19 protein-coding genes are annotated in these 24698 nt (G+C 73.3%); 6 read left to right on the top strand and 13 right to left on the bottom strand.

What is annotated here, in order from left to right; translation table 11 throughout:
* Position 1 precedes the first annotated feature (1 nt).
* From CNX65_RS29965 to CNX65_RS29950, 4 genes are all read right to left on the bottom strand, one after another.
* On the bottom strand, positions 2-1021 hold the full coding sequence (locus tag CNX65_RS29965; protein WP_096496738.1) for a class I mannose-6-phosphate isomerase: 1020 nt from the start codon (positions 1019-1021) through the stop codon (positions 2-4).
* Positions 1018-2001: a LacI family DNA-binding transcriptional regulator gene (locus CNX65_RS29960; protein WP_177154461.1), complete on the bottom strand. Its 984-nt coding sequence runs from the start codon at positions 1999-2001 to the stop codon at positions 1018-1020. Before CNX65_RS29960 ends, CNX65_RS29965 begins: the two co-directional genes overlap by 4 nt.
* 155 nt (positions 2002-2156) lie before the next feature.
* Entirely contained in the window at positions 2157-2684 is a 528-nt protein-coding gene (locus tag CNX65_RS29955; RefSeq protein ID WP_157767900.1) for a DUF3558 domain-containing protein, read from the bottom strand.
* Positions 2685-2695: 11 nt separating this feature from the next.
* Complete coding sequence (locus CNX65_RS29950) at positions 2696-3079, bottom strand: hypothetical protein (protein ID WP_232520065.1); 384 nt, start codon at positions 3077-3079, stop codon at positions 2696-2698.
* Between the two features lie 321 nt (positions 3080-3400).
* On the opposite strand from CNX65_RS29950, the gene CNX65_RS29945 reads away from it, so the two are divergent.
* Together CNX65_RS29945 and CNX65_RS29940 are read left to right on the top strand one after the other, a co-directional pair.
* Entirely contained in the window at positions 3401-4339 is a 939-nt protein-coding gene (locus tag CNX65_RS29945; RefSeq protein WP_096496735.1) for an ABC transporter ATP-binding protein, read from the top strand.
* A 26-nt stretch (positions 4340-4365) separates the two neighbouring features.
* A complete protein-coding gene (locus tag CNX65_RS29940; RefSeq protein WP_096496734.1) occupies positions 4366-4710 on the top strand; it encodes a DUF3817 domain-containing protein in 345 nt (114 codons plus the stop codon).
* On the opposite strand, the gene CNX65_RS29935 is transcribed toward CNX65_RS29940, so the two are convergent.
* Together CNX65_RS29935 and CNX65_RS29930 are read right to left on the bottom strand one after the other, a co-directional pair.
* Positions 4683-5789 carry a phosphotransferase gene (locus CNX65_RS29935; protein ID WP_096496733.1) on the bottom strand — a complete coding sequence of 369 codons (1107 nt, stop codon included), beginning with the start codon at positions 5787-5789 and terminating at the stop codon, positions 4683-4685. The two genes, CNX65_RS29940 and CNX65_RS29935, sit on opposite strands and share 28 nt — an antisense overlap.
* Positions 5790-6082: 293 nt before the next feature.
* On the bottom strand, positions 6083-6586 hold the full coding sequence (locus tag CNX65_RS29930) for a MarR family winged helix-turn-helix transcriptional regulator (protein WP_096496732.1): 504 nt from the start codon (positions 6584-6586) through the stop codon (positions 6083-6085).
* Positions 6587-6632: 46 nt separating this feature from the next.
* Between CNX65_RS29930 and CNX65_RS29925 the strand changes: the two genes are divergently transcribed.
* Genes CNX65_RS29925 through CNX65_RS29915 form a run of 3 tightly spaced genes read left to right on the top strand, consistent with a single transcriptional unit; the run spans position 6633 to position 9016 of the window.
* On the top strand, positions 6633-6950 hold the full coding sequence (locus CNX65_RS29925; RefSeq protein WP_096496731.1) for an MTH1187 family thiamine-binding protein: 318 nt from the start codon (positions 6633-6635) through the stop codon (positions 6948-6950).
* On the top strand, positions 6947-8023 hold the full coding sequence (locus tag CNX65_RS29920) for an SCO6745 family protein (protein WP_096496730.1): 1077 nt from the start codon (positions 6947-6949) through the stop codon (positions 8021-8023). Before CNX65_RS29925 ends, CNX65_RS29920 begins: the two co-directional genes overlap by 4 nt.
* A gap of 21 nt (positions 8024-8044) precedes the next feature.
* Complete coding sequence (locus CNX65_RS29915; RefSeq protein ID WP_096496729.1) at positions 8045-9016, top strand: tetratricopeptide repeat protein; 972 nt, start codon at positions 8045-8047, stop codon at positions 9014-9016.
* A gap of 104 nt (positions 9017-9120) precedes the next feature.
* Here the strand turns inward: CNX65_RS29915 and CNX65_RS29910 are convergent, their stop codons facing one another.
* The 6 genes from CNX65_RS29910 to CNX65_RS29885 form a co-directional block, all read right to left on the bottom strand.
* On the bottom strand, positions 9121-10608 hold the full coding sequence (locus tag CNX65_RS29910; protein WP_256373692.1) for a neutral zinc metallopeptidase: 1488 nt from the start codon (positions 10606-10608) through the stop codon (positions 9121-9123).
* Positions 10609-10872: 264 nt separating this feature from the next.
* A complete protein-coding gene (locus CNX65_RS29905) occupies positions 10873-12258 on the bottom strand; it encodes a neutral zinc metallopeptidase (protein ID WP_096496728.1) in 1386 nt (461 codons plus the stop codon).
* A 117-nt stretch (positions 12259-12375) separates the two neighbouring features.
* Positions 12376-14766 carry a 1,4-alpha-glucan branching protein GlgB gene (gene glgB / locus CNX65_RS29900; RefSeq protein ID WP_232520064.1) on the bottom strand — a complete coding sequence of 797 codons (2391 nt, stop codon included), beginning with the start codon at positions 14764-14766 and terminating at the stop codon, positions 12376-12378.
* Between the two features lie 7 nt (positions 14767-14773).
* Positions 14774-16102, bottom strand: coding sequence for a maltokinase N-terminal cap-like domain-containing protein (locus tag CNX65_RS29895; RefSeq protein ID WP_096496727.1), 1329 nt, complete (start codon positions 16100-16102; stop codon positions 14774-14776).
* A gap of 6 nt (positions 16103-16108) precedes the next feature.
* On the bottom strand, positions 16109-17923 hold the full coding sequence (gene treS, locus CNX65_RS29890) for a maltose alpha-D-glucosyltransferase (RefSeq protein ID WP_096496726.1): 1815 nt from the start codon (positions 17921-17923) through the stop codon (positions 16109-16111).
* A gap of 92 nt (positions 17924-18015) precedes the next feature.
* The gene (locus tag CNX65_RS29885; protein ID WP_096496725.1) at positions 18016-19995 is read right to left on the bottom strand and encodes a maltotransferase domain-containing protein; all 1980 of its coding nucleotides are present in this window, start codon (positions 19993-19995) and stop codon (positions 18016-18018) included.
* Positions 19996-20902: 907 nt separating this feature from the next.
* Here CNX65_RS29885 and glgP point away from each other — a divergent pair.
* Positions 20903-23410 carry an alpha-glucan family phosphorylase gene (glgP, locus tag CNX65_RS29880; RefSeq protein WP_096496724.1) on the top strand — a complete coding sequence of 836 codons (2508 nt, stop codon included), beginning with the start codon at positions 20903-20905 and terminating at the stop codon, positions 23408-23410.
* A 72-nt stretch (positions 23411-23482) separates the two neighbouring features.
* Here the strand turns inward: glgP and CNX65_RS29875 are convergent, their stop codons facing one another.
* Positions 23483-24595, bottom strand: a complete 1113-nt coding sequence (locus CNX65_RS29875) for a hypothetical protein (RefSeq protein ID WP_096496723.1) — start codon at positions 24593-24595, stop codon at positions 23483-23485.
* Positions 24596-24698: the final 103 nt, after the last annotated feature.

The following is a 24698-nucleotide window of genomic DNA, read 5'->3' as shown; positions in this document are numbered from 1 at the left end:
ATCAGCTCCCGAGGCTGGATGGCAGTGGCGGCCTGCACCGCACGGCGACCAGGTCGCCGGACAGGACCTCCTGGCCCGCCGCGTGCGGCACGACGGCTGTGCTCCCCCGGCGCAGCTCCAGCGAGCCGAGGGTCCCGCTGCCCTCCAGCACGACCAGCACGGCGAACGACGGGTCCAGCTCGACCGAGCCGGACACGTGCAGGCGGTCGGCGCGGAAGAACGGGTCGGCGTTGCGGGCGAACAGGTCCACGGCGCCCTGGGACCGGTCGCCGGTGCGGCGGATCAGCTCGTCCAGCCTGCCGCCCCAGCCGTCCCGGTCGACGCAGCCGAGGGCCTTGTCGTAGCCGAGGCCGAGGTGGCCCGCGTCCGGGCTCGCCAGGAAACCGGACCACTCCAGGGTGACCGAGAAGTCCGTCGGCTGCTGGAGCTCCACGATGAACACGCCCGCGCCGATCGCGTGCGGCACGCCCGCGGGCACGAACACCACGTCGCCGGGGGAGACGCGGACCTCGTTCAGCGCGCCGAGCATCGCCGAGGTGTCCTGCTCGGCGACCCAGCGGGTCACCACGTCCTCGGGCACGTCGTCGCGGAAACCGATGTGCACCAATGGGTTCGCTCCCTTGGTGCCGATCACGATCCACGCCTCGGTCTTGCCGTGGCGGCAGTCGAGGTGGGTCGCGGCGAACGCGTTCGACGGGTGGCAGTGCACCGGCAGGCGCTGGCCCGCGTCGAGCAGCTTCACCAGCAGGGCGGTGTCCGCGCCGAACTCCGCGACGTGCTCCGGGCCCAGCCACGTCGTCGGGTCGGCGGCGACCGCGTCGCGCAGTAGCCTGCCGTCCGGCAGCCGCGACAGGCCCGCGTCGGGCTTGCCGAACAGCGTCGTGGTCGACGCGACCCAGTCCTCCGGGCCGAAGTCGGCCTCCGGGGCGCCGCGCAGCTCCGCGATGGACGCGCCACCCCGGTAGAACTGCTTCGGCTGGTTGGCGGGCAGTTCGATCGCCCGAGAACCCGTGTTGCTCACCTGCGGACCTCCCCTGAACCCCGCGGCACCAGGCGCACGGGCAGAACCACGCGGCGCGGCGGCGAGGCGTCCCCGTCCAGCCGGGCGTGCAGCAGATCGGCGGCGGCCTTGCCCAGCGCCTTCGCGTCGTGCGCGATCACCGTCACCGGTGGCGAGAGCAGGTCGGCCAGCTCGAAGTCGTCGAAGCCCACCAGGGCGGGCCGGTCGGTGGAGCCCGCGAGCGCGCGCAGCACGTGCACGGTGATCCGGTTGTTGCCGGTGACCAGCGCGGTCGCGGGGGTGGGGCCGGTGCGCAGCCGGTGCAGGGCGCGGCGCACGGAGTGCTCGTCGTGCGGGCCCATCGACACCAGGGCGTCGTGGTGGCCGAGGCCGGCGCGCGCGCAGCCCTCGCGGTAACCGCGCAGGCGCTCGTTGGCGGTGAAGATGTCGGGCGAGTCGCCGAGGAACGCGATCCGCCGGTGCCCGTGCGCGGCCAGGTGCGCGACCGCCTCCGCCGTGCCGCCGATGTTGTCGACCAGGACGGTGTCGGCGACGACGTCGCCCGCCGGGCGGTCCAGGAAGACGACCGGGGTGCCCGCGCGCATCTCGGGGACGAGGTAGCCGTGCTGGAGGCCCGCGGGGACGATCAGCAGGCCGTCGACGCGGCGGGAGCAGAACTCCAGGGCGAGCTCGCGCTCGCGCGCGGGGTCCTCGTCGGAGGAACCGGTGATGACCTGCCTGCCGCGCAACCGGGCGATCTCCTGCACGGCGCGGGTGACGCCGGAGTAGAAGGGGTTCGCGACGTCCTCCAGGACCATGCCGATGGTGCCCGTGGAGGAGCCCCGGCGCAGGTTGCGGGCGCTGAGGTTGCGCCGGAACCCGAGCTGGTCGATGGCGGCGAGGACGCGCTCGGCGGTGGCCGGGTGCACCCCCGCCTCGTCGTTGACGACGCGGGAGACGGTCTTGATGCTGACCCCGGCGAGGCGAGCGACGTCGTTCATGGTGGCGCGCCGCATCTTGCGGGCACCGGACTGCGCGCCGTTCGGGGACAACGTTGTCATAGTGACGGCATCACACCCCGCGGGGGTGATGGATGTCAACGGTGGGGTGGGGGGTGGAGGCGGGGGGCCGAAGGGGGGTGGGGGGGCTTGATCGGTCAGGAGCGGGGGAGGTCGGGCTCGATCGCGGTGGCGATCCGCTGGGCCACCGAGCAGGAGTCGTTGGTCACGCTGGCAGAGGCGAAGACGTCGACGCGGGAGGTCTCGGTGAGCTCGAGGACGACGGCGCAGTCGAACTTCGTCAGCGCCTTCTCGACCAGCTTGCCGGGGCGCCCGTTGACGTCGATGTCGGTGACCACGCCCTGGGTTCCGGGGTTGTGCTGGGCCAGGCCGAGGTCGGAGTAGACCTGGATCGTGACCGACCGGACCTCGGGCAGGTCGCCCTTGCAGTCCTCCCCGTCCGATGACCTCTCCACGTTCGTCACGCTGAACTCGCTGGCCACCTTCTCCAGGAGCGCGCAGGCGTCCGGGGCGGCCTGGGGAGCGGAACTCGTGCTGCTGGCGCCTGAGGTCGAGGGGCTGCTCGTGCCTGCGGCGGAAGGACTGCCGGGCTCGACGGTCGAGCAGCCGCTGAGGACGACGGCGGAGAGGAGCAGCGCGCTGAGCGGTGCCCGGTGCGTTCTCAAGATCGCTGACCTTACTGCTTGTCGAGGATGTTCTTGGTCTGCCAGTCGTTCGACTCGTAGTTGTCCACCGCTTTCTGCACGGCCGCTCGAGCCTCCGCCAGTGCGGTGGTCAACTGCTCCAGAGCAGGGATGAGCCCAATCGTCCCACTGCCACCCGTGGCGTTCTCGAGGTTGTACTGGGCGATCGCCTGAGCGTCGGGGCTCGTGCCGAGCTGGACCTTCTGATTGATCTTGTACAAGTTCCCCCTGGTGTCGTTCAAGCTTCGCAGCGCCTCGTCGATCGCGTCGAGGTAGGCCTGGGCGCCGTCGCTGCTGATCGCGAATCCGCCCGATTCCGCCGCCTGGCGGAAACCGGTCATGTTCTGCGTCAGCGCTTGCATCGATTTGATGTCCATCGTCGTCGGCGCACCTCGGGCTCGTCAGCGGATTCCGATGATTCCGGCAGGTCACGATACCCGGACCGAGGTCCCCGGAACCCCGTTTCCGCCCAGCCCGCACACCCCGCCCACCCGCCGTCCCACACCCCCACCACCCCCTCCCGCCCACCGGAACCCCGAGCCCCGTCCTCCCGCTCCACCCCCCGAACCGGGTAAGCTCGCTCTCCGGGGTGGACGGTTGTCCCCGATGGGGCCGAAAGTCCCGACTCACACCAACTCCGGTCGGCTAAGCGGGGAATCTCCCTCGGCGGGACCCCGAAGCCCTTACGGTCAGGGGCCATGACAGGCACAGGCAACCCGGCTGTCGTCGTGTCCGACGTCCGCCAGGACCGGGTCGGCGGGCGCAGTGCGCTCGACGGCGTCTCCTTCACCGTCGCCGAGGGTGAGTTCTTCGGCCTGCTCGGGCCCGCCGGGTCCGGCAAGACCGCGCTGCTCGAAGTCCTCGACGGCCTGCGCCGCCCCGACTCCGGTCGGGTGGAGCTGCTCGGGGTCGAGCCGTGGCCGCGTGACGAGCGGCTCGCGCACCGGGTCGGGATGCGGCCCCAGGTCCCCTCCTTCTTCGACGGCATGGCCGCGCTCGACCAGGTCATGACGTTCGGCGCGCTGCGCGGCGTCGGGGTCACCGAGGCGGTGCGGGCGCTCGACCTCGTCGGGCTCGCGGGCAAGCTCGACGTGCCCGAGTACCGGATGACGGCCGCCCAGCGCCAACTGCTCTCGCTCGCCTGCTGCCTCGCCCACGACCCCGACGTGCTCCTGCTCGACGAGCCCACCGCGGGCCTCGACCCGACCGCCCGCCGCCACGTGTGGGACGTCCTGCGCACCGTCCAGGCCAGCGGCAAGACCGTCGTGTGCGCCACCGGCCACCCCGACGAGGCCGAGATCCTCTGCGACCGGGTCGCCGTCCTCGACCACGGCCGGGTCCTCGCCGCCGACACGCCCGCCGCCCTCGTGCGCGGCCTCGGCGCGCCCACGCTGGTCATCCTGCCCTCGGGCGAGATCAGCGCGCGCGACGCGCAGGCCATCACCGGCGTCGACCGCGCCCGCGAGATCGGCTCCTCGCTCGTCATCGCCACCCGCCGCCCCGGCCAGGTCCTGTCGGCGCTGTCCGCGCACTGCCCCACCGACGGCTTCCAGGTCCGCACCCCCGCGCTGGAGGACGTCTTCCTCGGCCTGACCGGCCGCGAGTACCCGGTGGCCGCCGACCCCCAGGCGGGGTGAAACACGTCATAACTGACAATGGGGACATGCTCTCCAGCCCCGTCGGTCGGTTCCGCCTCCTCGCGTTCGCCGAGGCCGTCTCCTGGGCCGGGCTCCTGCTCGGCATGTTCTTCAAGTACGTGGTGGTCGAGAACGAGCTCGGCGTGAAGATCTTCGGACCGGTCCACGGCGCGATCTTCGTCGGCTACCTGCTGGTGACCCTGATGATGTCCGACCGCTGGTCCAAGGGCACCCTCGCGGTCGCGGCGCTGGCCTCCATCCCGCCCTTCGGCACCGTCCTGTTCGAGCGCTGGGCGCTGAGGAGCGGCAAGCTGGCCGAGCAGCCCGCCGACGGCGCGACCGCTCAGGACTCCGGCGCTCCCGCGGCCTGACCGGCGCCCCCCGCAGCGGCTCGGGCCACCGCCCCGGCCGCTGCCCGCGCGTCCGCGAGGGCCCGCTCCACGTCCCCCTCGTGGTACACCCGCTCGGACCGCTCGATCCCGGCCAGGAACCCCGCGTACACCTCGGCCGCCACCAGGTGCACGGCCGACCGCGCCTGCGCCAGCGCCGCCACCGGGTCGCTGCCGGGGAACGCCTCCCGCCACCCCTCGACCCACACCCGCTCCGCCATCCCGCGCAGGCCCACCGGCAGCGAGCCGAGCATCCGCGCCGCGTCGAGCGCCGGATTGCCCCGGTGCGCGTCCGCCCAGTCCAGGACCACGCCGGACGAGCGCCAGTTCCCGCAGTGGAAGTCCCCGTGCAGCAGGGTCTCCGGCAGCCCGTGCGAGCCGATCTCCACGTCGCGGCGGCGCAGCGCGGCCAGGTCCGGGCTCCCGGCCAGCGCGACCTGCGCGGCGGTGAAGCGCGGCAGCACGGCCCGCAGGTCCGCCGACGTGGTCTCCCAGCAGTCGTGACCGCCCGCGTCCGCGCTCAGCACCCGGCCCGGCGCCGACGCCAGCACGCGCGGCGCCAGGTCCGGCGCGACCCCGGCCACCAGCGCGATCACGGCGGCCTCGTCCGCGAGGAACGGCGGCGTCGCCTTCAGCCACACCGGACCGGACGCGGTCGGCAACCGGTACACGCACGACAGGTTCCAGGTCTTCACCTGCACGGCGGGGCCCGTCCTGGTCACCACGCCGTCCGCCCAGCCCACCAGCGCGCGCGGACCGCCGGGGCGCGCCCACGGCAGGCGCAGCGGGTCCTCGGGCAGCTCCGGGTCGGGGGAGCGCAGCAGCAGGCCGCGCGTGGGCACCCGGTCGACCTCCACCAGGTAGGTGACCCGCCCGTCCCTGGTCCGACCACCACCCGCGACGGACACCAGCCGCAGCACCGCCGAGGTCACGCCCAGCACCGCGTCCAGGTGCGCGGTGACCGGCTCCACGTCGTTCCACCACGGACTGGAGGGGACCTCGAAGGACAGGGAACCCAGGTGCTGCCCCGCGTGCTCGACCAGCACCACCGCCTCGCGCATGACGGTCAAGGTAGGAGCGGACGGGGCGGAGGAGAAGAGATTAACGCGGGTGGGGGAACGGCGATCGGGGGAACGGGCGGTGGGCGACGGTGGACGGGTGAGCGGATCGCTGGACGGCGAGGGCCCTGGGACGAAGGACTGAGGGGACGAAGGACTGCGAGGGGCGCGGTGGCGGGGTCCTCGGCGCGGCCGGAGCCTGCTCGGTCGCGCTGCGGCGCGACCGAGGGGGTGAGCGGCCCACCCAGCGGTCACCTGACGACCGCCCGGCGACCGCCCGACGACCGTCCCGCCGCTCAGTCCTCGAAGTCCCCGGCCGCCCGCCGGACCTTCGACAGCAGCTCCGTCAGCTGCTCGGTCTGCCGCTCGGTCAGCCCGTGGATGCCGAAGTTCACGTCGATCACGGCCTTCGTCGCCGCCTCGCGCCGCTCGTGCCCGGCCTCGGTGAGCTGGATCAGCGTGGTGCGCCGGTCCGTCGGGTGCGGGGTGCGGCGGACCAGGCCGTCGGCCTCCAGGCGGTCCACGATGTTCGTCACGCTCGTCGGGTGCAGTTGCAGGCGCTCGCCCATCACGCGCATCGGCACGCTGCCCGACTTGGAGAACGTCAGGAGCACGAGCGCCTCGTAGCGGGCGAACGTCAGGTTGTGCGGTTTGAGGGACGCGTCCACGGCGGACTGGATGATTTGCTGTACCCGCATGACGCTCGTCACCGCCGCCATCGACGGGGACGGCCCGATCCGCTTCTCCCACAGCTCGGCGGCGCGCGCGATGGGGTCGAAGGGGAGTGGCCGGTGCGTCATGACCCGAAGCTACCAGTGGGTACCGGGAACCGTTCAGGAGGCAGTTGTGCTCGTCGCGTTCAGCGTCAGCCCGCTCGGCGGGGAGTCGGACAGCGTCGCGGAAGCGGTCGCCGAGGCGGTCAGGGTGGTGCGCGAGTCGGGGTTGCCCAACGAGACCAACGCGATGTTCACGCTCGTCGAGGGCGAGTGGGACGAGGTGATGGACGTCGTCAAGCGCGCCACCGAGGCGGTGCGGGCGCGGGCGCCCAGGGTGAGCCTGGTGCTCAAGGCCGACATCCGGCCGGGGCACACCGGGCAGATGACCGCCAAGGTCGACCGGGTCGAGCAGCACCTGGCCGCGGACCCCGAGGGGGAGCGGGGATGAGCGACAGCGGAGCGGCCCGGCGGTTATGGCTGCGGTACGAGCCGTACCACGCCGTCACGTACTTCACGCCGGAGAGCAAGGCCGCGGCCAGGGAGCTGGGCTGCGCGCGGCACTGGACCGGGTACTTCGGGATGCGGGCCGCGCCGCTCGGCGCGGCCCTGCCCGAGGTGGTCGCGGCGTCCTTCTACAGCTTCCACCCGGACGTGGTCGCCCGGTTCGTGCCGACGGCCTGGGACGACGCCGCCCCCGCCGACTTCCTCGCCGCCCGGCTGCGCGGGGTCGACGGGGCGCTGCGCAGGCTCCTCGACCCCGCGCCCACCGACCTGGACGGCGGGCGCGCCGCGCTCGACCTCGGCGACCCCGCCACCAGCGCGCACCTGGCCGAGGCCGCCGACCTGGCCTGGGCCGCCGCCGAGGCCGCACCGGTCGCCGGGCGCCCGCTCGCCGCCGCGAACCGGGCGCTCGGCAGGCCCGACGAGGCGCACCTCGCGCTGTGGCAGGCGACGGCGGTGCTGCGCGAGTCCAGGGGGGACGGGCACGTGGCGGCGCTGGTCGCGGCCGACCTCGACCCGTGCGAGGCGCTGGTCCTGTTCGCCGCCGACCGCGCGCTCGACCCGGCCCGGCTGCGCCTGGCGCGCGGCTGGTCGCCGCAGGAGTGGGCCGACGCCGAGGACCGGCTGGCCGAGCGCGGCCTGCTGGAGCACGAACCCGCCGAGGCCGAACCGGTCACCGGCTACGCCCGACCCGCCGCCGAACCGGCCGGGCGGGAGCACCCCGCGCCCGGCGGGAGCGCCCCGAAGCCGCCGGGTGACCGCGCCGAAGCCACGGGCAGCCCCACCACCCCCGCCCCCGAGCGCCGCGTCGTGCTCACCACCGCCGGGATCGCCCTGCGGGAGCAGGTCGAGCGGGTCACCGACGCCGTCGCGGAGCGGCCGTGGCGGGTGCTCGGCGTCGCGGGGACCACCCGGTTGAGCGACTTGCTCACCCCGCTCGCCCTGACCATCGGGGCCCGCAACGAGGTGATGCGCGACAACCCGATGGCGATCGACCCGGTCCGCGACCTCACCGACTAGGAGTCGTGCCAGGATGGGAGCGTGACAAGGCCAGACCCTCGCAAGACCGCAGCACTGTCCGCCGCGCTGTCCGGGGCGGTCGACCTCGGCGCGATCAAGGCGCGGGCCGACGCGGCCCGGCAGCGCGCCGCGGCGCCGCCCCCCGGCGCGCCCGCCGCTCCCGGAGCCGCCCCCGGCGGCGCACCGAGCCAGTGGGTCGTCGACGTCACCGAGGCCACCTTCCAGCCGGTGGTGGAGCGCTCCCTGGAGATCCCCGTCGTGGTCGAGCTGACCGCGTCGTGGAGCCCCGAGGCCGGGCAGCTCTCCCCGGTGCTGGAGCGCCTGGCCGAGGCGGGCGGCGGCGCGTGGCTGCTCGCCAGGGTGGACCTGGACGCCAGCCCGCGCATCGGCCAGCTGTTCGGCGTGCAGTCGGTGCCCACGGTCGTCGCGGTCGCGGGCGGCCAGCCGATCGACGCGTTCGCCGGTCCGCTGCCCGAGGCCGAGATCGCCCAGTGGGTCGACCGCCTGCTCGACGCCCTCCGCGACCGCCTCCCCGGCATCGCGGCGGCCGAGGCGAACCGGGGCGCGCCCGCGCCGGAACCGGAGGACCCGCGCCTCACCGCCGCCGAGACCGCCTTCGAGGAGGGCGACTTCGCCGCCGCCGAGGCCGCCTACGAGGCGATCCTGTCCGCCGAGCCCGGCAACGCCGAGGCCAAGGCGGCGCTCGCCCAGGTCCGGTTCACCGCGCGGGTCGAGAGCCTGGACCCCGCCGTGGTGGCCACCGCCGACGCGAACCCGGACGACCTGGAGGCGCAGCTCGCCGCCGCCGACGTGCAGATCGTCAACCAGGAGGTCGAGCAGGCGTTCCAGCGGCTCGTGGACACCGTCCGCCGGGTCTTCGGCGACGACCGCGACAAGGTGCGCAACCACCTGATCGCCCTGTTCGAGCTGTTCCCGGCGGACGACCCGGCCGTGGCCAAGGCCCGCCGCAACCTCGCCAGCGCGCTCTACTGACCGCCCGGCACGACCGGACCGGGACGACCGGAACGGCACGACCAGACCAGTGAGGGCCGCCGGGGAAGATCCCCGGCGGCCCTCGGCGCGTCAGAACCCGGCCCTCAGCTCCCGTACTTGCGCGTGCACAGCCCGGAGCCCTCGAAGAACCCGTCGCGGAACGCCTCCACCCGAGCGAACCCGGACGGCACCGAGGAGCCGTTCACGTCTGCCGCGATCAGGCTCCCCTCGGCGAGCAGCTCGGCCACCGCCTCGTCCAGGTCGCCCGAGGACAGCCGCAGCTCCACGCCCTCCTTGTTCGTCGTCCCGGCCCAGTACCCGGTCAGGCAGGCCGTGCGCAGCCCGGCGGCGGGACCGGCCAGCGCGTACCCGGTGGCCTTCTGGATCGACAGCGCGTACCGCGACGCGATCTCGGCGAACGCCGCGAAGTCCCCGATGCCGCCCGCCTGCCCGCGCTTGGTCGGGGTTCCGATCTTCACCAGCTCGACCAGGTCCACGGCGATCACGTTCGTCGACGGGCAGTACGACGCGGGCAGCGTCTCCTCCGCGTCCGCGCAGTCGACCATGGTCTCCTTGAGCGCGGGCGGGGTGGCCCCGCTCTGCTTGTAGGCGTCGCGCAGGCTGGCCTCCAGCTTGTCCAGGACCTTCCGCTCGCCGACCGGCAGGTTGCCCATGCCCGCGCCGGAGTCGGTGTCCTTCGCGCTGAACCGCTGCTGCGTGATCCGCTCCTGGATCTCCGCGTCGTCGATCTGCGAGCACCGCTTCGGGTCGCCCGCGAAGCCGAACTGGAACGCGGTGACCCGGTCGAACGCGCTGCCGTGCGCCCCGCGCTTCTCGGCGCTGGTGCCCGCCGCGTCCTTGATGAAGAACATCGTCTGGAGCACCTGGTTCAGGCCCGGCCCGGTGGAGATCCGGAAGTGCTCGGACTTGCCCTCGGCGACCCAGCGGAAGAAGTTGCCCGCGTAGCAGTCGGCCTGCTGCTCCTTGACGATGCTGCTGGTGGCCTGCGTGACGCCGCCGTCCGGGCCGAGCTTGTACTGGATCGCGTGGCCCATCTCGTGGGCGAGCACGGTCACCACGGCCATCGGCCCGAACGCCTCGTGCAGCATCGGCAGCAGGTCGCCCCGGTCCCAGGCGATGCTGTCGTCCAGCGAGCAGTAGAACGCGTTGGGCACGCCCGCCGTGTTGATCCGGCAGATCTCGACGCCCCGCCCGGTCGAGTCGTAGGAGACCAGGCGCTTGACGGACTCGAACTCGCGCCCGCCGAAGTTCTTCGGCAGCTGCTCGGCCCAGTACTGCTCGACGTCGGCCAGCGCGTTGATCGCCAGCCGGTCCATCTCGCCGCCGTCGCCGTTCTCCACCCGCAGGTCCGCGTCCGGCACCCCCGGCTTGGGGCCGCTCTCCCCGGTGGTGATGTCCAGACCGGACACCTTCGACGCGTCGGGCGGCATCATCCGGCCCTGCCCCGACACCACCTCGGTGCAGCCGCTGAGCAGAGCGGCCACCGCCAGCGCCGCGACGAGCGCCGCGCCCTTGCCCGTCCGTCGAGCCATGATGCCCAAGCCCCGTCCAGATCCGCGCCAACCTGACAACCGGGCCACAGGCCCCGCTCCGCGCACCCTACTTCGCCCCCAGTCCACTCCGGGCGGGAGTCAGGAACGCGGTGTCCTCCGACACAGCGCGTGCCGGACCCGCGCCAGGGCCGCCGATAGCTCCGCGCCCAACAGGGTGATCATTCACCCAGGGGTGTGAGGTTTTGGAGAGCGTCCGGGCGCGGGGCGCACCGCGCGGGCGAGCGGGGCGGCCGTGGTCCCGCTACTCGACCCGACGGCCGCCGAGCCGCCGGTCCGGGCCCGTCAGGCGATCCCGCACTTCGAGAGCCCTTCGAGCACCCCGGTGCGGAACACCTCGACCCGCTTGAACCCCGGCCCCACCGCAGCCCCGCCCTCGGCGTCGCGGCCCGCGTAGTCGTGCGCCAGCAGCACCTGCACGGCCTCGTCCAGGTCGCCGGGGGAGAGGCCGAAGCCCTGCTGCCTGGTGAACACCTCGCGGGTGTACGCCCCGGCCAGGCACAGCGCGTTCTCCGCCGCCCCGTCGCCCGCCACCGGCCTGCCGGTGGCGGCCAGCGCGGCCAGCCCGTACCGGCTGGCCAGCAGCGTGCCGGTGGCGTAGTCGCCGATCCGGGCGTGCAGCTTCGGCAGCTCCTCGTTCACGTCGATCTCGACCGCCGCGTCGGCCGGGCAGAACGCGATCGGCCCCTGGTCGCCCGCGCAGTCCGGCTCCTGCTCCACCGTGGTGATCCTCGGCGCGACCCACCGCCCGCCTGCCTGCTGCACCGCGGCCTGGTAGTAGGCGTCCAGGTCGGGCAGGACGCTGTCGAGCATGTCCGCGAACGGCAGGTTCCCGCCCCGGCTCTGGTCGGCGGCGGTGGTGAACGACTGCTGGGTGAACGGCCGGTTGTCCACGGTCATGGCCGCGCAGAACTTCGTGCCCTGCTGGTAGCCGTCCTGGAACGCCGACACCCGGTCGAACGCGTTGCCGTGCGCCGACCGGTCGGCGGCGGAGGTGCCCACCGGGTCGCGGAAGGTGATCAGCGCGCCGAGCGCCGAGTCCAGCGACTCGGTCCCGATCGACAGGTGCTCGGCCTGCCCGTCGTTGACCCACTTGAGGAAGTTGCCCGCGTAGCAGTCGGCCATCGCCTCGGTGAGGATCGTCGGGTACCTCTCGGGCTGCCTGCGCTCCAGCTCCTGCGTGATGCCCATCCGCCGCTGCACGGCGTGGCCCATCTCGTGGGCGAGCACGATCACCACGGCCGAGTCGCCGAAGCTGTCCTGGAGCACCGGCAGCAGCGCGGCCCGGTCCCAGGCGATCGCGTCGGCGCTCGGGCAGTAGAACGCGTTGCCCTCCACGTCCAGCGCCTTCTCGGTGCACGGCGGCGGCTTGGCGGACTGGCTGCTGGTGTCCACCGAGTAGTACCCGCCCGCCAGTTCCTTCCAGTCCTGGCCGAAGGTCTCCGGGAAGGCGGACTTCCAGAACTGCTCGACGTCGGTGATCGCGGCGGCGGCGAGCTGGTCGATCGGGCTGCCGTCGGCGCCCCGGATGAACGAGGTGTCGACCGTGCCCCTGGTGACCCCCTCGCCCGCGACGGGCCGCCCCGGCACGGGCTGGGTGCAGCCGCTCACCACGGCCACGAGGGTGATCAGCACGGTCACGTCCGCCAGCCGACCGGATGAGCGCAGCATGGGGCCCATTGTGCCCCGTTCGGACGGTCCGGGGGAGCGGACCGGGAAGACCCGGAGACGCGGAACGGCCGGGAGGCCACCTGCGCCTCCCGGCCGTTCCCCGTCGTCCCGGCTGCCTCAGACCGGCTCGGGGTCGGCCTTCGCGGGCCTCACCGCGGGCTCGACCTCGGCCGGCTCGACCTCGGCGGGCTCGACCTCGGCCGGCACGACCTCGGCGGGTGGCACGACCTCCACCTCGGGCAGCTCGTCCAGCACCGCCTCCAGCACCACCGCGCCCTCGGCGCCGTCCGCCAGCACCGCCTCCGCCGCCTCGACCGCGGCCTCCTCCGGCCCGTTCTCCGGAGCCAGCCACAGCACCCCGTTCGGCGGCAGCTGGAGCACCGCCGACGTCGGCCGCCCGTGCCACGGCGACCCGTCCGCCTCGACGCCGCCCAGGTTGCCCACCCCGGAACCGCCGTAGTGCCCCGAGTCCGTGTTCAGCACCTCGCGCCACCGGCCGCGCACCGGCAGCCCGACCCGGTAGTCGTGGTGCGGCTGCCCGGAGAAGTTCGCCACGCACGCCAGCAGCGAGCCGTCCTCGCCGATCCGCAGGAAGCTCAGCACGTTCCCGCCCGAGTCGTTCGCGTCGATCCACGAGAAGCCCTCGGGCTTGGAGTCGGCGCTGTACAGCGCGGGCGAGGCCCGGTACACCCGGTTCGCGTCCGCCACCAGCCTGCGCACGCCCGCGTGCAGCGGCTGCTCCAGCAGGTGCCAGTCCAGCGACTTCGACTCGGACCACTCCGCGGGCTGCCCGAACTCGCCGCCCATGAACAGCAGCTGCTTGCCGGGGTGCGCCCACATGAACGCCAGCAGGGCGCGCAGCCCCGCCGCCTTGTTCCAGTCGTCGCCGGGCATCCGCTGCCACAGCGAGCCCTTGCCGTGCACCACCTCGTCGTGCGAGAGCGGCAGCACGAAGTTCTCGCTCCACGCGTACACCAGCGAGAAGGTGATCTCGTTGTGGTGGAACGAGCGGTGGATCGGCTCGCGCGAGAGGTAGTGGAGCGTGTCGTGCATCCACCCCATGTTCCACTTGAACCCGAAGCCCAGCCCGCCCAGGTGCGTCGGCCGCGACACGCCCGGCCACGCCGTGGACTCCTCGGCGATCATCACCACGCCGGGGTGCCGCCGGTACACCGTCGCGTTCAGCTCCTGCAGGAACCGCACCGCGTCCAGGTTCTCCCGGCCGCCGAACTCGTTCGGCAGCCACTGCCCGTCCTGCCGCGAGTAGTCCAGGTACAGCATCGAGGCCACCGCGTCGACCCGCAGGCCGTCGAGGTGGAACTCCTCGATCCAGTACAGCGCGTTCGCGACCAGGAAGTTGCGCACCTCGTTGCGCCCGAAGTCGAACACGAGCGTGCCCCAGTCGGGCTGCTCGCCGCGTCGGGGGTCGGCGTGCTCGTACAGCGGGGTGCCGTCGAACTTCGCCAGCGCCCACGCGTCCTTCGGGAAGTGCGCGGGCACCCAGTCCACGATCACGCCGATGCCGCGCTGGTGCAGCACGTCCACGAAGTGCTTGAAGTCGTCCGGCGAGCCGAACCGCGAGGTGGGCGCGTAGTAGGAGGTGACCTGGTAGCCCCACGACCCGCCGAACGGGTGCTCGGCGATCGGCAGCAGCTCCACGTGCGTGAAGCCCGCCTCGGTCACGTAGTCCGCCAGCTCCTGCGCCAGCTCCCGGTACCCGAGCTTGCGCCCGTCCTTCTCCGGCCGCCACGACCCGAGGTGCACCTCGTAGACGCTCATCGGCGCGTTCACCCACTGGGTGGCGTCACGCCTGGCCTCCCACTCGGCGTCGTCCCACGCGTACAGCGACTCGGTCACCACCGAGGCGGTCTGCGGGGGCGTCTCCGTGGCGAACGCCATCGGGTCGGCCTTCTCGTGCCACACCCCGTCCGCGCCCAGGACGCGGAACTTGTACCGCGAGCCCACCGGCAGGTTCGGGACGAACACCTCCCAGATCCCGGTGTTGCCCAGCGAGCGCAGCGGGTTCGCGCGGCCGTCCCAGCCGTCGAAGTCGCCGCACACCCGCACGCCGCGCGCGGTCGGCGCCCACACCGCGAACGACACGCCCCGCACCACGCCCGCGGGGGTGTCGTAGCTGCGCGGGTGCGCGCCCAGCACGTCCCACAGCCGCTCGTGGCGGCCCTCGGCGATCAGGTGCAGGTCAAGCTCGCCCACGGTCGGCAGCCACCGGTAGGGGTCGTCCACCTCGACGACGTGCCCCCGGTAGTCCACCTCCAGGCGGTAGTCGCCGCCGGGGTGCTCGGGCAGTTCGCCCGCGAACAGCCCGTCGGCGACCCGGTCCAGCTCGAACCTCTTGTCCCCGACCAGCACCGACACCGCGCTCGCACCCGGCCGCAGCGCGCGGGCGACCGCGCCTCCTCCGGCGCGGTGCACCCCCAGCACCGAGTGGGGGTCGTGGTGCGACCCCGCCAGCAGCCGGTCGACGTCCTCGGGCTGGATCGCACTCACGTCCCGCTCACGCTCCTTCTCCGGTGATCCGGGCGATCGACGACAGCGGAACCGTCAACCACTCCGGTCGGTTGGCATGTTCGTAGGCGACCTCGTAGACCGCCTTGTCCAGCTCGAACGCCCGCAGCAGCGGACCGCGCTCGCGCGGGTCGCCCACGGCCGCCGCCGCGGCCTCCGCGTAGCCCTCGGTGAACGCGGCCCGGTTGCGCCGCGCCCACTCCAGGGCGCGCCTGGTCAGCTGCTCGTCCTCGGGCTGCCCGACCAGCAGCTGGTGCGCCGCGTAGTCGAACGACCGCAGCATCCCCGCCACGTCCCGCAGCGGCGAGCGCAGCGCGGTCCGCTCCGCCAGCGGCGCGCCGGGCTCGCCCTCGAAGTCGATGACCAGCCAGCCGTGCACGGTCCGCAGCACCTGACCGAGGTGCAGGTCGCCGTGGATGTGCTGGATGGCGATCGCGCCGGGGGTGTCCCGCGCCTGGTCGAACGCCTCGCGCAGCGCGGGCGCGTACTGCTCCAGCTCCGGCACCGAGCCCAGCACCAGGTCCAGCCTGGCGTGCATGGCCCGCACCGAGCGCTCGATGTCGTCGGCGTCCGCGACCTGCGCGCCCAGGGCGCGCTCCAGGTCCGCGTGCACCCGCGCCACCGCCGCGCCCAGCCTGCTCGCCTCGCCCGCGAAGTCCCCGCCCACCTCGTTCGGGTGCAGGTCCCCCTCGGCCATCAGGTCGCGCACGCTCGTGGTGGCCATGGCCCAGCCGTCCACCGCGTCCGGGAGGAACTGCTGGAGCATCCCGAACGTGGTGCGCTCGCCCTTGACCTCGCCGCTGATCGACCCGAGCGGCCGGGCGATGTGCTCGCAGCCCACCTCGTGCAGCGCCCGCTGGAGCACCAGGTCCGGGTTCTCGCCCAGGGTGAGCTTGCGGAACAGCTTCAGGATGCACTGGCTGCCGAACACCACCGAGGTGTTCGACTGCTCCGAGGTGATCGGCCTGCCGCGCAGGCCCTCCGGCACCTCGACGCCCGGCTCGGTCCGGAACTCCAGGCCCTCGACGGTGTCACCGCGCGCGATCCCGTCCAGCAGCAGACCGGTCAGCTCGGCGTCGCCGGTGGCCTCGAAGCCCTCCAGCCGGTCGCTCACCACCAGCTGGTACGGGTCGAGCCGGTCGGCCTGCTCGACCTCCACGACCAGGTGCACCAGCAGCGGGTCGTGCGAGAGCACGGTGCTGCGCAGCGGGCGCACGGCGTCGACGGGCCGGTCCTTGCCGCCGAACCAGCGCTGCGCGGGCAGCCAACCGGTCAGCTCCGCGACCACCTTGTCCACGAGCTCCTGCGGTTGCGTCACGTCGCGTCACCTGCTGCTTTCGCCGTCGTCGCCCGCCGCCACGAGCTGGAACCAGTAGAAGCCGTGCCCCGGCAGGGTGAGCAGGTAGGACAGCTCGCCGATCTGCGGGAAGCGCACCCCGCCGGTCAGCTCCACCGGGCGCAGCCCCCGGTGCTCGCCCAGGTCCAGCTCGACGGGCTGCGGGAACCGGGACAGGTTGTTCACGCACAGCACGATGTCCTCCTGGCCGTCCGGCCGCCGGAACCGGCGCCGGTAGGCCAGCACGCTCGGGTTCGAGCCGCCCAGGTCGTCGAAGTCGCCCTCCGCGAACGCGTGGTGCTGCTTGCGGATCTCGATCATCCGCCGGGTCCAGTTCAGCAGCGAGGACTGGTTGTTCAGCTGCGCCTCGACGTTGAGCGCCTGGTAGCCGTACACCGGGTCCATGATCACCGGCAGGTACAGCCTGCCCGGATCGCAACCGGAGAAGCCCGCGTTCCGGTCGGGCGTCCACTGCATCGGGGTGCGCACGCCGTCGCGGTCGCCCAGCCAGATGTTGTCGCCCATGCCGATCTCGTCGCCGTAGTACAGCACCGGCGAGCCGGGCAGCGACAGCAGCATCGCGGTGAACAGCTCCTGCTGGTTCCGGTCGTTCTCCAGCAGCGGCGCCAGCCTGCGGCGGATGCCGATGTTCGCCTTCATGCGCGGGTCCTTGGCGTACTCCGCGTACATGTAGTCGCGCTCCTCGTCGGTGACCATCTCCAGGGTCAGCTCGTCGTGGTTGCGCAGGAAGATGCCCCACTGGGCGCCGTCCGGGATGCTCGGCGTCTGGGCCAGGATCTCCGAGATCGGGAACCGGGACTCGCGCCGCACCGCCATGAAGATGCGCGGCATCAGCGGGAAGTGGAACGCCATGTGGCACTCGTCGCCGCCCACCTCGGCGTCGCCGAAGTACTCCACCACGTCGGCGGGCCACTGGTTCGCCTCGGCCAGCAGCACCCGACCGGGGTACTCGTCGTCGATCACCTTGCGGCAGCGCTTGAGGAAGTCGTGCGTGCGCGGCAGGTTCTCGCAGTTCGTGCCCTCCTGCTCGAACAGGTAGGGCACGGCGTCCAGGCGGAACCCGTCGATGCCCAGGTCCAGCCAGAACCGCAGGATGTCGAGCATCGCCTCCTGCACGTCCGGGTTCTCGAAGTTGAGGTCCGGCTGGTGCGAGAAGAACCGGTGCCAGAAGAACTGGCCGCGCACCGGGTCGTACGTCCAGTTCGAGGACTCGGTGTCCACGAAGATGATGCGCGCGTCCGCGTAGCGCGAGTCGTCGTCGCTCCACACGTAGTACTCGCCGTACGGGCCGTCCGGCTCGGCGCGCGACTGCTGGAACCACGGGTGCGCGTCCGAGGTGTGGTTGAGCACCAGGTCGGTGATCACCCGGATGCCCCGGCGGTGCGCCTCGTCCAGCAGGTACACGAAGTCGTCGACGGTGCCGAACTCCGGCAGCACCGCCCGGAAGTCGCTGATGTCGTAGCCGCCGTCGCGCAGCGGCGAGGCGTAGAACGGCGGCAGCCAGAGGCAGTCGACGCCGAGCCACTCCAGGTAGTCCAGCCGCGAGGCCAGACCCCTCAGGTCGCCCGTGCCGTCCCCGTTCGAGTCGGAGAAGGCGCGCACGAGCACCTCGTAGAACACCGCGCCCTTGTACCAGGCCTGGTCGCGCGGCACCTCCCTGGCCGATTTGAAGTCCTCGGCCTGGGGTTCGACCAGCAGCCCGTCGGCACCGATGGCCTCACCGGTGTGCGGGATGCCGTCCAGACCGAGTGCCGCGTCGGGTCGGGGTTCCTCGTCGTGCATGATGCTCCACCTCGTCCCACCTCATCGGGGGTACGCTCGACCGCCCCCCGCGTTCCGCGCGACGCGGGGGGTACTGCGCTAACCGGTGATCGCTAGCCCGCGAACCTGCGCTGCACGGCGACGATGTGCGCCGTCGCCCGCCAGGGTTCGAGCTTCACGTAGTTGGCCTGACCCCAGTCCCACGTCTCGCCGGTGACCTCGTCGTGCGCGATGAGGCGCTCGTGCCAGTCGATGCCGAGAGCGGGCAGGTCGAGCCGGATGGTCCCCTCCTGGGCCCCGTTCGGGTCCAGGCTGACCACCACGACGATCGTGTCACCGGTGGCCGGGTCCTGCTTGGAGTAGGCGATCAGGGCCGGGTTGTCGACTTCGTGGAAGCGCAGCGTCCGCATCTGGCGCAGCGCCGGGTGCGCCCGCCTGATGCCGTTCAGCTTGCGCAGCCACGGTTCCAGCGAGCGGCCCTCGGCCACCGCCGCCGCGTAGTCGCGCGGCCGGAGCTGGAACTTCTCCGTGTTCAGGTACTCCTCGCTGCCCGGCTTGAGCGCCTCGTGCTCGAACAGCTCGTAGCCGGAGTACACCCCCCAGGTCGGGGACAGCGTGGCGGCCAGCGCCGCGCGCAGCGCGAACGTGCCGGGACCGCCGTGCTGGAGCGACTCGTGCAGGATGTCCGGGGTGTTGACGAACAGGTTCGGCCTGGCCTCGTCCCAGTGCGCGAGGTGGTCCAGCGCGAACTCGGTCAGCTCCTCCTTCGAGGTGCGCCAGGTGAAGTAGGTGTACGACTGGGTGAACCCGAGCTTGGCCAGCCCGTACAGCCGCGCCGGACGGGTGAACGCCTCGGCCAGGAACAGCACGTCCGGGTGCCGGTCCTTCACGGTCCAGATCAGCCACGCCCAGAAGTCCGGCGGCTTGGTGTGCGGGTTGTCGACCCGGAAGACCTTCACCCCCAGGCCGACCCAGTGCAGCACGACCCGGAGCACCTCGTTGTAGATGCCCTGCGGGTCGTTGTCGAAGTTGACCGGGTAGATGTCCTGGTACTTCTTCGGCGGGTTCTCCGCGTACGCGATCGTGCCGTCCGGGCGGGTGGTGAACCACTCCGGGTGCTTGAGCACCCACGGGTGGTCCGGCGCGGCCTGGAGCGCGAGGTCGAGCGCGACCTCCATCTCCAGCTCGGCGGCGCGCGCCACGAACGCCCTGAAGTCGTCCTCGGTGCCCAGCTCGGGGTGGATCGCGTCGTGCCCGCCCTCGTCCGAGCCGATCGCCCACGGCGAGCCGCAGTCGTCCTCGGTCGCGGTCAGCGTGTTGTTGGGGCCCTTGCGGTTGACCCGGCCGATCGGGTGGATCGGCGGCAGGTACACCACGTCGAAGCCCATCGCGGCCACCCGGTCCAGCTCGCGCGCGGCGGTCACGAACGTGCCGTGCACGGGGACGCCGGACTCGTCGACGCCGCCGGTGGAGCGGGGGAAGAACTCGTACCAGGAGCCGAACGCGGCCCGCTCCCGGTCCACCCAGACGCGGTGCTGCTTGCCCTTGGTGACCAGCTCCCGCACCGGGTGCTCGTGCATGACCCGCCGCACGTCGCCCGCCAGCGCCGGGGCGACCCGCTCGGTCAGCGGCCTGGTCTCGTCGCGCAGCGCGGCGGCGGCGTTGGACAGCAGCGGCTTCTCGCGGCGCCGGTCCGGCCTTCGGGAGACCCGGTCGAGCAGCCGCGCGCCGGTCTCCAGGTCGTTCGCCAGCTCGTCGGCGCCCTGCCCCGCGGCGACCTTGACCTCCACCGCGTGCAGCCAGGTCGACCACGGGTCGCTCCAGGCGTCGACGCGGAAGGTCCAGGCCCCGGTGGTGTCGGGCGCGATCACGGCAACCCAGCGGTCCAGGCCGATCCCCTCGGGGGCCATCCTGGTCTGCCTGGCGACGCGGTCGTCCGGCCCGCGCCACACGACGGTGGCCGCCACGGCGTCGTGGCCCTCGCGCCACACCGTGGCCCGGACCGGGACGTGCTCGCCGACCACGGCCTTCGCCGGGTAGCGCCCGCAGCTCACCGCTGGGGAGACGTCGTCGACACCGAGTCGTCCGCTCATCGGCAGCGCCCCTCTCGCCTTGATGTGAAGCGCCCCCGCACTGCGCAGCAGCGCGAGACCACGAACCGTCCCACCGCGGCCCCGTGCTGCGGCTCAGCCGGTGCGGCTCCTCCGCCTGGGCCGTGCCCCGCCAAGTCTGCACTCCTCGAACAGGGCGCTCATCACCGGGACTCCTGTGCATTACTACCCGGTGCGGATCGATCACACACTCGGCGATCGGGTGCATCTCGTGATCCTCGCCTCAGTCTCGCTGTTCCGGGTGGCCGCCGGATCACGGCGGGGTGAACGGCGTCCTTCGTCCGCGCGTCCTCCCGCCCCGACCGGGTTCCCGGCCGGTCCACAGTGGAGGCGGGGCGATCACCGCAGCGGTGCGGTGATCGCCGGGGCGGGCCGCCCGCGGGCGAGGTCGTTGCGGCGCCGGGCGTTCCGGCGCCCGCACCTGGCGCTTCGCCGCGGCGCCCCGCGGTGCTCCGGCGGCCGATCCGCCCGCGGGCGCCCCGCGGGGCCGGGCGCGGCCGGGCGCGGTCCGCCCCGACGGGGGAGCGCCGTTCGGGCGGACGGTCGAGCACCGGGGGTGGTCGGTCCACTGTGGAGCCTCCCGCCGTCGGGGCGCGGCCGGGTGACCGTCCTCTTGGGACGGACCGGCGCGCCGGGTTGCCGCCGGGGCGCGCGCCACCCGGACGGCCGACCCCGTGCGGGGGGTCGACCCGGCCGGTGCTCGGCGGAGCGCGACCCACCCGGAGGGGCTGGTCCGTTCGGGCGAAAGCCCTTCCGGGGAAGACGGTGACCGCCCGTTTGCGGAAAGCCCGCTCGGGGGGTGTCACCGCTGGTAGCGCTGGATCGTTCACTGCATCGGTTCGGGTGACCATTGCCCGACACCGCTGGATGGGGGATAAGGTCCGACGCCATGCGAGCACTACGCCGGTTCACCGTCCGAGCCAGCCTCCCCGAGCCGCTGTCGGCACTCGGCACCCTCGCCACCAACCTGCGCTGGACCTGGCACCAGCCCACGCAGGACCTCCTCGCCTCGGTCGATCCGGGGCTCTGGGCCGAGAGCGGCGACCCGCTGCGCGTCCTGTCCACGGCTTCGCCCGACCGGCTGGAATCGCTGAGCGGGGACGAGGAGTTCCTCGGCCGCCTGCGGGCCGCCGCCGACGACCTCGACCGCTACCTCACCGACGACCGCTGGTTCCAGCGCAGGCGCGCCGAGCAGGGCGACGGCGCCCCGCTGCCGTCCGCGATCGGCTACTTCTCCATGGAGTTCGGCGTCACCGAGGCGCTGCCCAACTACTCCGGCGGCCTCGGCGTGCTGGCGGGCGACCACCTCAAGGCCGCCTCCGACCTGGGCGTCCCGCTCATCGCCGTCGGCCTGCTCTACCACTCCGGCTACTTCCGGCAGTCGCTGTCCCTGGACGGCTGGCAGGTGGAGCACTACCCGGTGCTCGACCCGCGCGCCCTGCCGCTGGAGCTGGTCACCGAGCGCTCCGGCGCGCCCGTGCTGGTCCACGTGACCATGCCCGGCGGCCGGGTGCTGCGGGCCAAGGTGTGGAAGGCGCAGGTCGGCCGGGTGCCGCTGCTGCTGCTCGACTCCGACGTCGAGGACAACGACGACGACCTGCGCGGCGTCACCGACCGCCTCTACGGCGGCGACCAGGACCACCGCATCCGCCAGGAGATCCTCGCGGGCATCGGCGGCGTGCGCGCCGTGCGGGCGTTCTGCGAGGCCACCGGCCACGCCCGCCCCGAGGTGTTCCACACCAACGAGGGCCACGCCGGGTTCCTGGGCCTGGAGCGCATCCGCGAGCTGGTCACCGGCGACGGGCTGGACTTCGACCAGGCCCTCGCCGCCGTCCGCGCGGGCACCGTCTTCACCACGCACACCCCGGTGCCCGCGGGCATCGACCGGTTCCCCGTCGACCTCGTGCAGCACTACTTCGGCGACGAGGAGCTGCTGCCGGGCGTGAGCACCCAGCGGGTCCTCGCGCTGGGCGCCGAGGAGAACCCCGGCCTGTTCAACATGGCCCACATGGGCCTGCGGCTGGCGCAGCGCGCCAACGGCGTCTCCAAGCTGCACGGCACGGTCAGCCGGGACATGTTCCGCGGCCTGTGGCCGGGCTTCGACACCGCCGAGGTGCCCATCGGCTCCGTCACCAACGGCGTGCACGGCCCCACCTGGGCGGACGCCCGGATGAGCGCCGTGGTCGAGGGCGCGGAGATCTCCGACGAGGAGCTGTGGGAGCTGCGCGGGCGCCTGCGCGGCAAGCTGGTCGACGAGGTGCGGCGGCGCACCAGGGCGTCGTGGTTGCAGCGCGGGGCGTCCGCGCTGGAGCTGGGCTGGACCGACGACGTGTTCGACCCGGACGTGCTCACCGTCGGCTTCGCCCGGCGGGTGCCCACGTACAAGCGGCTCACCCTCATGCTGCGCGACCCCGAACGCCTGCGGTCGATGCTGCTGCACCCGGAGCGGCCGGTGCAGCTGGTCGTGGCGGGCAAGTCGCACCCGGCCGACGACGGCGGCAAGGCGCTCATCCAGCAGATCGTGCGGTTCGCCGACGACGCGGGCGTGCGCCACCGCATCGTGTTCCTGCCGGACTACGACATGTCGATGGCCCGGTTCCTCTACTGGGGTTGCGACGTCTGGCTGAACAACCCGATGCGCCCGCTGGAGGCGTGCGGCACGTCCGGCATGAAGTCGGCGCTCAACGGCGGCCTGAACCTGTCGATCCGCGACGGCTGGTGGGACGAGCTGTACGACGGGTCCAACGGCTGGGCCATCCCCACCGCCGACGGCGTCGGCGACCCGACCCGGCGCGACGACCTGGAGGCGACGGCGCTCTACGAGCTGCTGGGCAACCAGGTGGCCCCGCTGTTCTACGACCGGACCGACGGGGCGCCGCGCGGCTGGCTGGCGATGGTCAGGCACACCCTGGCCTCGCTCGGGCCGTCGGTGCAGGCGTCCCGGATGGTGCGGGAGTACGTGGAGGAGCTGTACGCGCCCGCCGCCGGGTCGGCCGAGGCCGTGGTCGGGGACGGGTACCGGGGCGCGAAGGAGCTGTCGGCGTACCGGCAGCGGCTGCGGTCGTCGTGGGCGCGGGTGCGGGTGCTCGACTCGGAGATCCGGCTCGGCGAGGGCACCCCGGTGCTGGGCGCGCCGGTGTCGGTGCGGGCGCGGGTCGACCTGGCCGGGCTGGAGCCGGGCGAGGTGGACGTGCAGGCGGTGCTGGGGCGGGTCGGCGACGGCGACGAGCTGGTCGACGCGGTGACCACCCCGATGCGGCACGTGGGCGGCGAGGACTACGAGGCCGACCTGACCCTGCCGCACGCGGGCGGCGTCGGGTACACCGTCCGGGTGCTGCCCAAGCACGAGCTGCTGGCCTCGCGGGCCGAGCTGGGGCGCGTGGTGCTGGCGGGGTAGCCGCCGGGTCCCGCGGTGACGGGCGGGCGTCGGACCTCGGGGTCCGGCGCCCGCTCTCGTCCCGCGCCGGGGTCAGGCGATGTTCAGCCGGGCCGAGGTCTCCGCGACCCTGGGCGACCAGCCCGCCAGCCGCTCGGCCTCGGCGAGCGCCTCGCGGGCCGCGGCGTTGTCGCCCGCCGCCATGTGCGCCCTGGCCACCGAGGCGAGCGCGTCGGCGCGGGAGAGCGAGCTCTCGCTCACCTCGGCCGCCTGGCGCGCCATCCGCAGGGCGGTCTCGACGTCCCCGGTGATCAGGGACAGCTGGGCGACGACGCCGCTGCACCGGTAGGACGGGAAGCCGAGCTGGATCGCGCCGTCGAGCGCCCGCTGCGCCGCGCCCAGCCCGACCTCGGCGGGCAGCATCCCGGCCTCCACGGCGTTCGCGGTGGTGCTGGCCATCTCGGCCATCAGGAACGCCATGTCGCGCTGGTTCAGGTCGGGGCGGCCGACCAGGGAGCTGACCAGCTTCAACGCCTCCGCGTGCTTGCCGCGCAGGGTGAGCACGCCGGTCTTGGAGCCGATCGCGACCAGCAGGTCGGGGTGCGCGGCCACCAGCTCGTCGGCGATGCGCTCGGCCTCGTCCAGGTCGCCGGACTCCAGCGCGGTCACCGCCCGGTTGACGGCGGGGGTGGCCTCCAGCTCGGCCAGCGGCCTGCCGGACAGCCGGGGCAGCGCGAACAGGAACCAGCCCATCGAGGTCAGGCCCGCGCCCCGGCGGGGGACCAGCGCGTTGACCAGCACGGCCGTGCCCGCGACGGCGAACCCGCGCGCGAGGGGGTTCGAGGCGGCGAACCAGGCGGCGGCGACGGCGGCGGCGGTGAGCAGGACGGCGGTGAGGGCGGTGCCCCACAGGCGCGGGCGGGCGGGCGACTTCACCGAGGTGAGGATGACCGTGAACAGCAGCGGGATGCTCCGCAGCACGACCCGGCGGCCCTCGCCGTTCCAGGTCTTGAGCTCGGAGCCGACGCCGATGGTCAGCTGGGAGACCCGGACGGACAGGGCCAGCGCGCCGAGCACCTGCCCGAGCACGAGCAGCGCCAGGCAGGCGAACCCGCCGAGCACCGCCCCCAGCAGGGCCAGGGGGTAACCGGACAGGCCCCAGAGCAGGAGCGTCAGGGGGACCAGGGCGGTCAGCAGCTTCCACACGGTGTGCGGACGCTACCCGCTCCCGGCGACATCGGTAACCCGAACGCGTGAGCGGTGGGGGAGCGGGCCGGGAACGGGCGGGGAACGGGTGGTTCGGCGGGCC

It is taken from the genome of Actinosynnema pretiosum, from assembly GCF_002354875.1.
Classification (GTDB): Bacteria; Actinomycetota; Actinomycetes; order Mycobacteriales; family Pseudonocardiaceae; genus Actinosynnema; species Actinosynnema auranticum.
Note: the sequence above shows the minus strand (reverse complement) of the source record. Positions and strands in the feature narration are given on the sequence as shown.